The organism is Corynebacterium minutissimum (assembly GCF_000805675.1).
In the GTDB taxonomy this organism is placed as follows: domain Bacteria; phylum Actinomycetota; class Actinomycetes; order Mycobacteriales; family Mycobacteriaceae; genus Corynebacterium; species Corynebacterium minutissimum.
Genome location: NZ_JSEF01000006.1, coordinates 31,661 through 44,820, shown reverse-complemented (window position 1 = coordinate 44,820; position 13,160 = coordinate 31,661). Strand labels below are relative to the sequence as shown.

Sequence of the window (13,160 nt, the reverse complement as noted above, 5' to 3'; positions counted from 1 at the left end):
CGCTTCACAAGCGCCGTTACGATTCAGCGGAATTCTTTACTCGGAATCCTCAGAAGCCGGGTCCTTGAAGTCGCCGGTTTCTGCGTCGTAACCTTCGAGCTGGGTCGGGTCGAAGTCCTCAGGGGTGTCCTTGAGAGCCAGACCCAGGTTAGCCAGCTTGATCTTTACCTCGTTAATCGACTTCTGACCGAAGTTGCGGATATCCAGCAGGTCCGATTCGGTGCACTCGGCGAGCTCACCAACGGTGTGGATCTCCTGACGCTTCAGGCAGTTGTAGGAGCGGACGGAGAAGTTCAGGTCCTCGATCGGCATGCTGTAGGCAGCGATGTACTCCGTCTCCTGCGGGGACGGGCCAATCTCAATGCCCTCAGCGGCGGTGTTCAGCTCGCGAGCCAGGCCGAAGAGCTCGACCAGGGTGCCGCCGGCAGAAGCCAGAGCGTCGCGGGCAGAAATCGAGTTCTTGGTCTCGACGTCAATGATCAGCTTGTCAAAGTCAGTACGCTGCTCAACACGAGTAGCTTCGACCTTGTAAGAGACCTTGAGTACCGGGGAGTAAATCTGGTCGACCGGAATGCGGCCGATTTCCCCAGAGGTAGCGGCAGCCGGGACGTAGCCGCGGCCGCGCTCGACGACGAGTTCCATGTCCAGCTTGGCGGACTCATTCAGGGATGCAATGTGCAGATCCGAGTTGTGGATCTCCACGCCAGCCGGCGGCTGGATGTCACCTGCAGTCACCTCACCCGGGCCCTCCTTGCTCAGGTACATGACCACCGGCTCATCGGAGTCGGAGGACAGGACCAGACCCTTGATGTTCAGGATGATCTCGGAGACGTCTTCCTTCACACCGTTGATCGTGGTGAACTCGTGGAGTACACCATCAATCTTGATGGAGGTTACTGCTGCGCCCGGGATGGAGGACAGCAGCGTGCGACGAAGCGAGTTACCGAGGGTGTAGCCGAAGCCCGGCTCGAGCGGCTCGATGACGAACTTGGAGCGAGACGAGTCGATGAATTCCTCGGTGAGCTGAGGACGCTGGGAAATAAGCATGGAATTTCTCCTTGTCGGCGCCCGCTATATGACGCCGGTAGAAGGGGTAAAGAATCAGATATCGAAAGTTTACTTCGAGTAAAGCTCGACGATGAGCTGCTCCTGCAGCGGGATGTCGATCTGAGCGCGCTCGGGCAGCTGGTGCACGAGGATGCGCAGGGTGTCCGGGACGACCTGCAGCCACGCCGGAACGTTGGCGTCAATCAGGCGATCCTGGGCCTCTTCGAACCATTCCATCTTCTGGGAACGCTCGCGGACATCGATGATGTCGTACTGAGTGACCTGGAAGGAAGGAACGTTGATCTTCTTGCCGTTCACGGTGAAGTGACCGTGAGAGACAAGCTGGCGAGCCTGGCGGCGGGTGTTGGCCAGACCAGCGCGGTAGATCACGTTGTCAAGACGGGACTCGAGCAGGACAACGAGGTTGTCACCGGTCTTGCCCGGGAGGCGGTTAGCCTCAGCGTAGTAGCGACGGAACTGACGCTCCAGCACACCGTAGGTGTACTTTGCCTTCTGCTTCTCCTGGAGCTGCAGCAGGTACTCAGATTCCTTGATGCGGTTACGGCCAGCCTGTCCCGGAGGGTACGGGCGGCGCTCAAATGCCATATCGCCGCCGACCAGGTCGACGCGCAGACGGCGGGATACGCGGGTAGCGGGGCCAGTATAACGAGCCATTGTTTTACCTCTTCCTTTCCCTTAAACCTTGCGGCGCTTGGTCGGACGGCAGCCGTTGTGCGGCTGAGGGGTGGCATCCGTAATCGAGTTAACCTCGAGGCCTGCTGCCTGCAGGGAACGGATGGCGGTCTCGCGGCCGGAGCCCGGACCCTTGACGAATACGTCAACCTTCTTCATACCGTGGTCCATTGCCTTGCGGGCAGCGTTCTCAGCGGCCATCTGGGCTGCGAACGGGGTGGACTTACGGGAACCCTTGAAGCCAACGTGGCCAGAGGATGCCCAAGAGATGACAGCTCCATGCGGGTCCGTGATGGACACGATGGTGTTGTTGAAGGTGGACTTGATGTAAGCGTGGCCAGCGGCCACGTTCTTCTTTACGACGCGACGACCACCACGGCGCGCGCCGGAACGAGTCTTCGGTGGCATGTTTTACTTCTTCTTTCCTGCGATCGTCTTCTTCGGACCCTTGCGCGTACGAGCGTTGGTCTTGGTGCGCTGACCACGTACGGGCAGGCCACGACGGTGGCGGATACCCTGGTAGCAGCCGATTTCAATCTTGCGACGGATGTCAGCCTGAACCTGGCGGCGGAGGTCACCCTCTACCTTCCAGGTAGCTTCAATAACGTCACGCAGCGCCGACAGCTGGTCATCATCCAGGTTGTCGGTGCGCAGGTCGGGAGAAATGCCGGTCTTTTCCAGCAGTTCCTTGGCACGGGAAGGCCCGATGCCGTAGATGTAGGTGAGAGCAACCTCCATGCGCTTGTTACGCGGGAGGTCAACACCAGCTAGACGTGCCATATGGCTAGTCCTTTCGGGTTGTTACGATGGTTTTCTCCTCATCCGTCCCCCACCACGCAGGCGCTTCGCCCCGGGCCGAGCCGGGGATTCAGTGGGCATGCTTAGCAATGCGGGCTCAGGCCATCGCAGCCTGAGGTAGAAAGGGACGCATCAAGTGCGTCCCGTGGATAAGGAGGCTTACTGTCTTTACTTGTAGCGGTAGACGATGCGTCCGCGGGTCAGGTCATAAGGAGACAGCTCTACAACAACGCGGTCCTCCGGGAGGATGCGGATGTAGTGCTGACGCATCTTGCCAGAGATGTGTGCAAGAACCTTGTGTCCGTTGTCGAGCTCGACGCGGAACATTGCGTTGGGCAGGGGTTCGACGATGCGACCCTCAACCTCGATTGCGCCTTCCTTAGCCATAACCTCTACTTTTCTGGTGAGCGTTGGTGGTACGCCGCGCTTGGCGACGTCCCCATCTTCACCTGCATGTTTGATGTCTACTGCCTGGTGTCCTCTGCCTGTACTCCAGCATTGGGAAGCACGACGTGCAGACACCAGCTCTCAAGCATACGCTGCGACAACGCCATTTCCAAATGTCGCTAGCGCAGGACACGCCATAAAGGACCCATGACACGCCGAAAGCCCGCCGCCTAGGTAAGGCAGCGGGCGTGAAAATCTACTTTTCATACGGTGTGAAGGAGAGCCCCCTCACACGTCTTAGTAGATGAAGACCTTTGAGCCCATCGGCACATCGTTCCAGTAGCGTACGGCGTCCTGGTGGGTCAGACGAACGCAGCCATTGGACTGGTACGCCGGGGAACCCTCGTGGAAGGCATGGCCATTGTTGGTGAAGTACATGGCGTACGGCATCGGAGCGTCGCCGAACTCCCAGGAGATTTCGTCCTTGATCTTGCGGTTGATGTAGAAGGTACCGGCCGGGGTCTCCTCGCCCGGCTTACCGGTAGACACACCCTGAGCAACGTAGGTGACGTTGCCATTGCCGTCCTGCAGCCAAGTGCGGCGACCACCGCGGTCGACGCAAATGCGGGCATCGGCCGGGCACGGGCCGGTATCGAAACGCTGTGCCTTGCGCTCAGCCTCAGCCTTGCGTGCAGCTTCCTCAGCAGCGGCCTTTTCACGAGCAACCTGCTCAGCGTGAGCGCGCTCCTCGGCTTCGCGTGCAGCGCGGATCTCCGCGTTCTTCTGATCAATAAGGCCCGGGAAGATCAGCTCGATGGCACCGTCGATGACGGGACGAAGAGCGTCGGCTGCCTGCGGGTTAGCAGCTCGGAGGGACTCGAGAATGTCGTTGCGGGACGTCCATGCGCTCTCACGCGTTTGGCCCAGGAAGCTATCGACCTGAGACTGAACGTCGGAGGACAAAGTATCGAAGGACGGGGCGGTCTGCGCGTTGGCTGCAGGTGCGGTCAGAAGAGAGACGGACACGAGGCCCGCTGCGGCTGCTCGACGTAGGGAACGAGCACCAGAGTGGGAACGAAGTTTAAACATGCCAGAAAGTATAAACCTTTCCGTCTTCAATTCCTACCTAGGAGTAGCGCTGGGTCAGGATTCGGGGACCATTCTCCGTGGCCGCCACGGTGTGCTCCCAGTGAGAGGCGAGGGAACCGTCGGTGGTGACGACCGTCCAGTCGTCGTCAAGCACGGCGTTATCTTCCGTGCCTAGGGTAAGCATCGGTTCGATGGCCAGAACCGATCCGTCTTGAATGATAGGGCCGCGGCCGGCTTTGCCTTCATTGGCCAGGTAAGGCTCTTCGTGCATTTCACGCCCGATTCCATGGCCGCCGTAGCCGTCGACAATGTAGAGCTCGACGCCAAATTTATCCTCGGCAGCGTAGGTGGCTTGCTCGAGGGCAGCAGAGACATCGGTGAGGCGATTGCCCGGAACCATGGCCTTGAGGCCCTCGTGGAGGACCCATTCGGTGGCGTCGGACAGGGCCTGGGCCTCAGCGCTGAGCTTTCCGATGCCAAACGTCCACGCACTATCCCCTACCCAACCATCGAGGGTGGCACCGCAATCGATGGAGATGAGGTCACCGTCGCCAAGGACGATATCGCTACTGGGGATGCCGTGGACGATGACCTCGTTGACGGACGCACAGATGGAACCCGGGAAGCCGCCGTAGCCCTTGAACGTGGGCACGGCGCCGGCATCACGAATGGTCTGCTCAGCTACCTCGTCGAGCTCCAGCGTGCTGACCCCAACCGCGGCGGCAGCGCGCACCGCCTGCAGAGCGCGGCCAACGATCTCGCCGGCTGCCTGCATAGCGTCAAGCTCGCCCGGGGTACGGGCAGGCATGGTCCTCGTGCGTCGTCGAAAAGCCATAGCGACAGGGAACTACTTGCCCATCGCCGTGAGCGCGCGCTCGTTGATCTCCTCTACGGAGCCCTCAGCCTGGACCGGGATGATGGCCTCGCCGTAGTGCTCGATGAGCGGGAAGGTCTCGTCGCGGTAGACACCGAGGCGGGTACGGATGGTCTCCTCGGTATCGTCAGCGCGGCCGCGGGCCAGCATGCGCTCAACGACGACATCCTCAGACACCTCGAAGTTGAGAACGCCATCGAGCTTCAAGCCCTTATCGGCCAGCAGTTTCTGCAGGATGTCTGCCTGCTCAACGGTGCGCGGGAAACCATCCAGAAGGAAGCCATTCTTCGCGTCATCCTCGTTGAGACGGTCCTCCACCATGCGAGCGGTGACATCCGTCGGCACCAGCTTGCCGGCGTCGATGTAGGACTTGGCCTCAACGCCGAGCGGGGTTCCTTCACCAATGTTGGCGCGGAAAAGGTCACCGGTGGAGATGTGCGGGACGCCGAGCTTCTCGCTGAGGATAGCGGCTTGGGTGCCCTTGCCGGCACCGGGAGGGCCAAGGAGTACGTAACGCATTACTTAAGCAGTCCTTCGTAGTTGGATTGTAGGAGCTGGGACTCGATCTGCTTGACCGTGGTCAGGGCAACCGAGACCATAATGAGGATGGCGGTACCACCGAATGCGGAGGTTCCGCTGGCACCCGCGCTGCCGATGCCCAAGTCCAGAAGAATATTCGGCAGGACGGCGATGAGTGCCAGGTAGATCGAGCCGACGAACAGCAGGCGGTTCATGACGAAGCCTAGGTATTCGGCGGTCGGTCGGCCCGGGCGGATACCCGGGATGAATCCACCATACTTCTTCATGTTGTCCGCCTGTTCAGCAGGGTCGTACTGAACGGACACGTAGAAGTAGGAGAAGAAGATGGTCAGTGCAAAGTAGAGGACAATGTACTGCCAGGAGCTCGGCGCCTGCAGGTGAGCGATGACGTTGCGCTGCCACCAGTTATCGGATACGCCCGGGGAGCCGGAGTTCACGATCTGCGTGATAAGCACCGGCATGTAGATGAGGGAAGACGCGAAGATAACCGGGATAACGCCGGCCTGGTTAACCTTGAGCGGCAGGTAGGTGGAGGAACCACCGTATTGGCGGCGGCCCACCATACGCTTGGCGTACTGCACCGGGATGCGGCGCTGGCCCTGCTCGATGAAGGTAATACCGACAACGAGAACGATGAGGCCGGCAAGAACCATGGCGAAGACCAGGCCACCATTATTCTGCATGATGCTGACGCCGTCGGTAGGCAGGCGGGTAGCAATACCAGCGAAAATCATCAGGGACATACCGTTACCGATGCCCTTTTCGGTGATGAGCTCACCCATCCACATCACGAGAACAGCGCCTGCCGTCATGGTGATGACGAGAACGATAAGGGTAAACAGGTTGCGGTCCTCCGCCAGAACGCGCACTCCTTGCCCCAGCAGCTGCTCGCGGTCCGCCAAGGCCACGATGCCGGCCGACTGCAGAAGCGCCAGCGCCAGGGTGAGGTAACGCGTGTACTGCGTCATCTTGGCCTGGCCCGACTGGCCTTCCTTCTTCAGCTGTTCGAAGTGCGGAATGACCACGGTCAGCAGCTGCACGATAATCGACGCCGTAATGTACGGCATGATGCCGATGGCGAAGATAGACAGCTGCAGCAGCGCACCACCGGAGAACAGGTTAATCACCGAGTAGAGGTTGCCGGATTCTTCCGTCAGCTCGCGAAGACGGCCAGCGATGGTGGCGTAATCAACACCCGGGGACGGGATCTGCGCGCCAACGCGGTAGAGAATAATCATCACGAGTGTGAAGATGATCTTCTTACGCAGGTCGGCGTCTTTAAAAGCCTGCAAAATGGCGGACACTACTAAATCCTCCTGGCCTACCGCGCTTAAACTGCGGGCCGAAACTGCCGCGCACGGAGGTGGAACTCATCTGTTCCTACTGCATGAGAGCCCTTTCAGGCACGTCATAGGAACGGTTGAACACTTTTGACCCCATTACCCTACCAGCCGCGCGCTATTTCGCCACATCAACCCCCTGAGCCAACTGAAAATAGCTTTGTCCTTAGCGGTATTTCTCATTCCGTCCTACCATGGCTTGTGTTGCCTTTTCAGCGCTGTCGCTGTACGGCGACCTCCAACTCTTCGACCTCTCCCGCGTCGCCCGGGGCGCCTCGGAGTACGGCCGTTTCTATATCTGCCTAACGATGAAGTGAAAGAAGTACGTAGTTCTATGAGCACGCGATTTACCCCCATGACCGTGGCGGAGATCATTGATGCGTTTGTCCCGCACCCCAATCCTTTCCGCTGGGAAGCCTTCGACGGTTCCGCTACCGGCCCTGCCGACGCCCAATTCACCGTCACTATCAACAGCCTCCAAGGCTTGGCCTATATAGCTACGCGTCCGGGTGATGTTGGCTTTGCTCGCGCCTATGTCACCGACGGCATCACGGTGAAAGGCGAGCACCCGGCGCACCCTTATGGCATCTTCGACGCCCTCCACGTCATGTATGACAAGTTCACCAAGCCGGACGCCAAGACTTTGGCGCGCGTGGTGCGCTCACTAGCATCCATGGGTGCCTTCCAGATCCAGCCGGTTCCCGAGGTCGAACGCGCCTCGTGGCTGCGCCGCAAGGTACACGAGGGCTTGTCCAAACACTCCAAAGAGCGCGATGCCGATGTTATCTCCGACCACTACGACGTAGGCAATGATTTCTACGAGCTCTTCCTCGGCGACTCCATGACCTACACCTGTGCTTACTACCCCTCCCCCGACGCCACTCTCGATGAGGCGCAGGAGAACAAATACCGCCTTATCTTCGACAAGTTGCGGCTCAAGGACGGCGACCACCATTTAGACGTCGGCTGCGGCTGGGGCGGCATGGTGCGCTACGCCGCCAAGCGCGGCGTGAAGTCCCTCGGTGTGACCTTGTCCAAAGAACAGGCCGAGTGGGGCCAAGCCAAGATTAAGGAAGAAGGCCTCGAGGACCTCGCCGAAATCCGCTTTATGGATTACCGCGATGTCACCGAGGAAGGTTTCGACGCCATATCCGCCATCGGCCTGCTCGAGCACATCGGCGTCAAGAACTACCCCGACTTCTTCCGCTTCCTTAACGGCAAGCTGAAACCCGGCGGCCTCATGCTCAACCACTGCATTACTTATCCGGATAATCACAAGACGCCCAAGGGCGGGTTCATCGACCGCTACATCTTCCCTGACGGCGAGCTGTCCGGCTCCGGCACCATCACCAAGTGCATGCAGGACGCCGGATTTGAAGTCGTGCATACCGAGTCCCTGCGTTTTGACTACATGCGCACGCTCCACGATTGGTGCGAGAACCTCAAAGACACATGGGAGGAGGCCTGCTCCCTGGTAGGCCTGCCCACCGCGCGTCTGTGGGCCATCTACATGGCCGGCTCCGAGTGGGGCTTCGAGCACAACATCATCAACCTCTACCACTTCCTGGGCGTCAAGCTGGGCGACGCCGGCTCTCGCGCCGGCGTGCCTGAGCGCCGCTGGTGGGAAGATTCGCGTTTCTAGGAGGAAAAGATGGTGTCTCGTCTCATTAACCAAATCAGCAATCACCGTAGCGTCGACGCCGTGGAGATTCCGCCGGTGGGTTGGAAGGCGCACGAGCAAGGCGTCGATAAGCTCCTGCGTAGCTTCCGCGCCGTGCCGAAGGATAAGCGCGTGCGCCTAGCCAAGAAGACCTCGAATCTCTTCCGCGGCCGCAGCGGCGAGCAAGCGGGGCTGGACGCCTCCGGCCTGGGAGGTGTCATTGAGGTCGACCCCATTGCGCAGACCGCCGAGGTCCAGGGCATGTGCACCTACGAAGACCTAGTCGATGCCACCTTGCCGCACGGCCTCATGCCCTTCGTGGTGCCACAGCTCAAGACCATTACGCTCGGCGGCGCCGTGACCGGTATGGGCGTGGAATCCACCAGCTTTCGCGACGGCCTACCGCATGAATCGGTGCTGGAGATGGACGTTCTTACCGGAACCGGGGAGATTGTCACCTGCTCACGCGAGGAGAACGTCGACCTCTTCCGCCTCTTCCCCAACTCCTACGGCTCTCTGGGATACGCGGTGCGCCTCAAGATTGAGCTGCGCGCGGTGAAACCCTACGTGGAGCTGCGGGAGGTGCGCTTCCACGACGTCGACTCACTCGCACGCGTGCTTGACGACGTCTCCCGTACCCACACCTACAACGACCTCGACGTCCACGGGCTCGATGGGGTGGTCTTCTCTCCGGACGAGGCGTATCTGGTCATGGCGCGTTTCACGGATGAGGAGGGGCCGACCTCTGACTACACGAGGGACAAAATCTTTTATCGCAGCCTCCAGCATGCCCGCGGTATCCGCCACGACCGTTTGACAGTGCGCGATTACATCTGGCGCTGGGATACCGACTGGTTCTGGTGCTCCCGTGCCTTCGGTGCCCAGAACCCGCGTGTGCGCAAGGTATGGCCCCGGGAGCTGCGGCGCAGCTCTTTCTACTGGAAGCTCGTACGCTTGGACCGCAAGTACGAACTTGAATACAACTTTATTAAGAAGCCCAAGGGCCTTCCTCGCGGCGAGCGGGTAGTGCAAGACATCGAGGTCACTCCGGAAAACCTGCCGGAATTTCTGCGTTGGTTCTTTCAGGCCTCCGATATCCAGCCAGTATGGCTGTGTCCGATCCGCCTGCGCGACGGTGTAGAGAACCTCATCGGTACCGGTGACATCGCGGCTAGTTCGCCTGATCCCTGGCCGCTCTACCCGCTGCTGCCGGGCCAGACCTGGGTCAACGTTGGTTTCTGGTCCGGGGTGGAGGGCAATCACGTCGATCCGACTGCTCCCGGCAATGGCGCCTTCAACCGCATCATTGAGGCCAAAGTAAGCGAACTCGGTGGGCACAAGTCCCTATACTCGGAGGCCTTCTATTCCCCCGAAGAGTTCGCGTCACTCTACGGCGGCGAACTACCGGAACGCATCAAGGCGGTGGCCGACCCAGACAACCGCTTCCCGACCCTCTACGACAAGACGGTCAACGACGCTTAAGATGGGCTGCTAAACAGCCCGACCCCCATCACCAGGAGCTCATCCCTGGCCATGGGGGTCTTGCTACATTCAGGAGGGGTTACGCGACTGCGTCCACGCGCACAAAGCCGTTATCCGCCAGGGACTTCATCATGCGGTCAACAGCAGCCTGGTCGGTATCCGGGTTGTAGGACTCAAGGAAAATGATGTGGGAAGTCGTGGTGCCCTCAAAGCGAATGGTCATGAACTCGTGGCCCAGCTCTTCGGTGGCTAGGAAAAGTTCGCGTTCCACGGCCTTCTGCGGGCTCAGCTCTTCACCCGGCTGCGCAGACGGCGCGTTATCACCGGTGGTGGCATTCTCCACGTGCGCGGCAGCGGCATGAGAGTGAACACCGTTGTTATCTAGCGGCGCGGCGAAGCCAAACAACGACATAATGGTGGCCATAAATCCCGCGATGAGCTGGTTGATGAAGGTCATGAGCTTCTCCTTAAACTGACATGCAGTAACCCTGTGAAAAGAATATATCAGCTCATGGATTTATTAGCTAGCGAGGTGCTAGCAGGGCACTGGCGAAACACCAGCAGCGCACTAGCAGGACACAAGCAGGGCGCTGGCAAGACACAATTAGCGCGCTAGCGGGACACAAGAAGCGCGCTAGCGGAGCATTGGAACCTTTTAAGAAATGCCTTTTGCGGCACCGATTCGGCAAACCCCCAGGTCACCGCATAAGAATTCGGCCATAAGGTGCCCCTCAAAAGGCATTAGTACCTTTTGCAGCCCGCCCACGACGAAACCCCAGGTCAACACATAGCAACCCGACCATAAGGTGCCCCTCAAAAGGCACTAGTACCATTTAGCGCCCAGAGAGAAGCCGCGCCCTCGTTGCCTTCCAGCACACCACGCCCCCGGCGGCCATGCGTGAGCGAAAACGCCGCAACCCTCCCGCAGGACACCGAGACGGTGGCCCATGGGAGGGTGCAGTTAGATTCTCCGCGAATCGAGAAAAGATTTACTTGGTGGTGGCGGTGCCGCCAGCAGCCTCAATCTTCTCAACAGCAGACTTGGAGAACTTGTCAGCGGTGACATTCAGCTTGACGTTGATGTCGCCGTTGCCCAGAACCTTGACCGGCTGGTTAGCGCGGACGAGGCCAGCAGCTGCAATGTCAGCAACGGTGATGTCGCCGCCCTGTGCAAACTTCTCAGCCAAGTCAGCAACGTTAACTACCTGGTACTCAACGTGGTTCGGGTTCTTGAAGCCCTTGAGCTTCGGCAGACGCATGTGCAGCGGCATCTGGCCACCCTCGAAAGCAGCGGAAACCTGCTTGCGAGCACCGGTGCCCTTGGTACCGCGACCAGCGGTCTTACCCTTGGATGCCTCACCGCGTCCGACGCGGGTCTTGGGCTTGTTGGAGCCTGCGGCCGGGCGCAGGTCGTGGAGCTTGATGATATCAGCCATGGTTTACTCCCCTGCCACTTCTTCGACGGTGACCAGGTGACGCACCTTGTGAACCATGCCGCGGATGATCGGGGTGTCCTGCTTGACAACAGAGTGTCCGATGCGCTTGAGACCAAGAGCCTCAATGTTGGCGCGGTGGTTCGGCTTGGTGCCCACAAGGCCCTTTACCTGAGTAATCTTCAGAGCCATTGCTTATGCCTCCTGACCTGCGCGCTTGCGCAGCATCTGGGCTGGCGTGACCTCTTCGAGGGACTTGCCACGGCGTGCGGCAACTTCCTCGGGGCGAACCAGCTGCTTGAGGCCGTCCACGGTAGCGCGGACGACGTTGAGAGCGTTGTCGGAGCCCAGGGACTTCGACAGGATGTCCTGCACGCCAGCGCACTCAAGCACCGGACGAGCAGCACCACCGGCGATAACACCAGTACCCGGAGCGGCCGGCTTCATCATGACGATGCCAGCTGCGTCGCGACCCTCAACCGGGTGGGTAATGGTGCCGGCAATCATCGGGACGCGGAAGAAGTTCTTGCGAGCCTCTTCTGCACCCTTCTGGATTGCCGCCGGGACTTCCTTGGCCTTGCCGTAGCCGACGCCAACCATGCCCTGGCCGTCGCCAACGACGACGAGAGCGGTGAAGGACATGTTGCGGCCACCCTTTACGGTCTTGGAGACGCGGTTGATGGTCACAACGCGCTCGATGTACTTATCGCGCTCGTTGTCCTGCTGGTTGCGGCGGTCGTTACGACGGCCGTTGTTGCGACCCTTGCGGTCGTTGTTGTTCTCGGCGGAGCGTCCGCCGTCACGCTGTTCACGGTCCGACATTAGGCGTTCCTTCCGTTGATGTTTCCGTGTGCCTTAATCATTAGAACTGCAGACCACCTTCGCGAGCGGCGTCGGCCAGCGCAGCAACGCGGCCGTGGTACTTGTAGCCTGCACGGTCAAAGACGACCTGCTCGATGCCAGCGGCCTTGGCGCGCTCAGCGATGAGCTCGCCTACCTTGGCAGCCTTGGCCTTCTTGTCGCCCTCGAGTGCGCGCACGTCGGCTTCCATGGAGGAAGCAGCAGCCAGGGTGTGGCCGGCCAGGTCGTCGATGACCTGGACGTGCATGTGGCGGGAGGAGCGGTGAATGACCAGACGCGGTGCCTCAGGGGTGCCGCGGAGGGTCTTACGGATGCGGAAGTGGCGGCGCGCGCGTGCTTCACGACGACGCGAGGAAATGTCCTTGCCAACCGGGGTGCGCTTTGCGTTTTCAGTGTTAGCCATTGCTTACTTACCCGTCTTTCCGACCTTGCGGCGGACCTGCTCGCCGTCGTAGCGAATACCCTTGCCCTTGTAAGGATCGTCCTTACGCAGGCGGCGGATGTACGCGGCGACCTGTCCAACCAGTTGCTTGTCAATACCAGATACGGAGAGCTTGGTTGCGCCATCCACAGCGAAGGTGATGCCCTCCGGAGCCTTGATGAGGATCGGGTGGGAGTAGCCCAGAGAGAACTCCAGGTCCTTGCCCTTCTGCTGGACGCGGTAACCGACACCGAAGATTTCCATCTTCTTGGTGTAGCCCTCGGTCACGCCAACAACGGCGTTGTTGACCAGGGAACGGGCCAGACCGTGCAGAGCGCGGTTCTTGCGGTCATCGTCCGGACGAGAGACCTTGATCTCATCGTCTTCGACGGCTGCGGTGATCGGCTCCGGCAGCTCAACCTCGAGGGTGCCCTTGGACCCCTTCACGTTGACGACCTGGCCGTTGATGGTGATGTCGACGCCCTTCGGGACGGCGATAGGTGCTAGACCGATACGAGACATGTGTCAATCCTCC

General features: G+C 60.0%; 17 protein-coding genes. 2 read left to right on the top strand and 15 right to left on the bottom strand.

Annotation, left to right across the window (positions count from 1 at the left end; genetic code table 11):
• Window positions 1-36 precede the first annotated feature (36 nt).
• The 9 genes from NX84_RS03315 to secY form a co-directional block, all read right to left on the bottom strand.
• Window positions 37-1,047 carry a DNA-directed RNA polymerase subunit alpha gene (locus tag NX84_RS03315; RefSeq protein WP_039673770.1) on the bottom strand — a complete coding sequence of 337 codons (1,011 nt, stop codon included), beginning with the start codon at window positions 1,045-1,047 and terminating at the stop codon, window positions 37-39.
• 69 nt (window positions 1,048-1,116) lie between these two features.
• The gene (gene rpsD / locus NX84_RS03310) at window positions 1,117-1,722 is read right to left on the bottom strand and encodes a 30S ribosomal protein S4 (protein WP_039673768.1); all 606 of its coding nucleotides are present in this window, start codon (window positions 1,720-1,722) and stop codon (window positions 1,117-1,119) included.
• 21 nt (window positions 1,723-1,743) lie between these two features.
• On the bottom strand, window positions 1,744-2,148 hold the full coding sequence (rpsK, locus tag NX84_RS03305) for a 30S ribosomal protein S11 (RefSeq protein WP_039673766.1): 405 nt from the start codon (window positions 2,146-2,148) through the stop codon (window positions 1,744-1,746).
• A gap of 3 nt (window positions 2,149-2,151) precedes the next feature.
• Window positions 2,152-2,520: a 30S ribosomal protein S13 gene (rpsM, locus tag NX84_RS03300; protein WP_039673764.1), complete on the bottom strand. Its 369-nt coding sequence runs from the start codon at window positions 2,518-2,520 to the stop codon at window positions 2,152-2,154.
• A gap of 186 nt (window positions 2,521-2,706) precedes the next feature.
• Window positions 2,707-2,925: a translation initiation factor IF-1 gene (gene infA, locus NX84_RS03295; protein ID WP_003854422.1), complete on the bottom strand. Its 219-nt coding sequence runs from the start codon at window positions 2,923-2,925 to the stop codon at window positions 2,707-2,709.
• Between the two features lie 297 nt (window positions 2,926-3,222).
• Complete coding sequence (locus NX84_RS03290; protein ID WP_039673760.1) at window positions 3,223-4,014, bottom strand: L,D-transpeptidase; 792 nt, start codon at window positions 4,012-4,014, stop codon at window positions 3,223-3,225.
• A 37-nt stretch (window positions 4,015-4,051) separates the two neighbouring features.
• Complete coding sequence (gene map / locus NX84_RS03285; protein WP_039673758.1) at window positions 4,052-4,849, bottom strand: type I methionyl aminopeptidase; 798 nt, start codon at window positions 4,847-4,849, stop codon at window positions 4,052-4,054.
• Between the two features lie 12 nt (window positions 4,850-4,861).
• Complete coding sequence (locus NX84_RS03280; protein WP_039673756.1) at window positions 4,862-5,407, bottom strand: adenylate kinase; 546 nt, start codon at window positions 5,405-5,407, stop codon at window positions 4,862-4,864.
• Entirely contained in the window at window positions 5,407-6,732 is a 1,326-nt protein-coding gene (gene secY / locus NX84_RS03275) for a preprotein translocase subunit SecY (protein ID WP_039673754.1), read from the bottom strand. Before secY ends, NX84_RS03280 begins: the two co-directional genes overlap by 1 nt.
• Before the next feature lie 370 nt (window positions 6,733-7,102).
• Here secY and NX84_RS03270 point away from each other — a divergent pair, with 370 nt between their 5' ends.
• Together NX84_RS03270 and NX84_RS03265 are read left to right on the top strand one after the other, a co-directional pair.
• On the top strand, window positions 7,103-8,410 hold the full coding sequence (locus tag NX84_RS03270; RefSeq protein ID WP_039673752.1) for a class I SAM-dependent methyltransferase: 1,308 nt from the start codon (window positions 7,103-7,105) through the stop codon (window positions 8,408-8,410).
• 9 nt (window positions 8,411-8,419) lie between these two features.
• Window positions 8,420-9,910: an FAD-binding oxidoreductase gene (locus NX84_RS03265; RefSeq protein ID WP_039673750.1), complete on the top strand. Its 1,491-nt coding sequence runs from the start codon at window positions 8,420-8,422 to the stop codon at window positions 9,908-9,910.
• Window positions 9,911-9,989: 79 nt separating this feature from the next.
• Here the strand turns inward: NX84_RS03265 and NX84_RS12325 are convergent, their stop codons facing one another.
• From NX84_RS12325 to rplF, 6 genes are all read right to left on the bottom strand, one after another.
• A complete protein-coding gene (locus NX84_RS12325) occupies window positions 9,990-10,367 on the bottom strand; it encodes a hypothetical protein (RefSeq protein ID WP_052319641.1) in 378 nt (125 codons plus the stop codon).
• A gap of 532 nt (window positions 10,368-10,899) precedes the next feature.
• Window positions 10,900-11,346: a 50S ribosomal protein L15 gene (gene rplO, locus NX84_RS03255; RefSeq protein WP_039673748.1), complete on the bottom strand. Its 447-nt coding sequence runs from the start codon at window positions 11,344-11,346 to the stop codon at window positions 10,900-10,902.
• A 3-nt stretch (window positions 11,347-11,349) separates the two neighbouring features.
• Complete coding sequence (rpmD, locus tag NX84_RS03250; protein WP_039673747.1) at window positions 11,350-11,535, bottom strand: 50S ribosomal protein L30; 186 nt, start codon at window positions 11,533-11,535, stop codon at window positions 11,350-11,352.
• A gap of 3 nt (window positions 11,536-11,538) precedes the next feature.
• Window positions 11,539-12,165, bottom strand: coding sequence for a 30S ribosomal protein S5 (gene rpsE / locus NX84_RS03245; RefSeq protein ID WP_039673745.1), 627 nt, complete (start codon window positions 12,163-12,165; stop codon window positions 11,539-11,541).
• 40 nt (window positions 12,166-12,205) lie between these two features.
• Entirely contained in the window at window positions 12,206-12,607 is a 402-nt protein-coding gene (rplR, locus tag NX84_RS03240; RefSeq protein ID WP_039673743.1) for a 50S ribosomal protein L18, read from the bottom strand.
• A gap of 3 nt (window positions 12,608-12,610) precedes the next feature.
• Window positions 12,611-13,147 carry a 50S ribosomal protein L6 gene (gene rplF / locus NX84_RS03235; protein WP_039673741.1) on the bottom strand — a complete coding sequence of 179 codons (537 nt, stop codon included), beginning with the start codon at window positions 13,145-13,147 and terminating at the stop codon, window positions 12,611-12,613.
• Window positions 13,148-13,160: the final 13 nt, after the last annotated feature.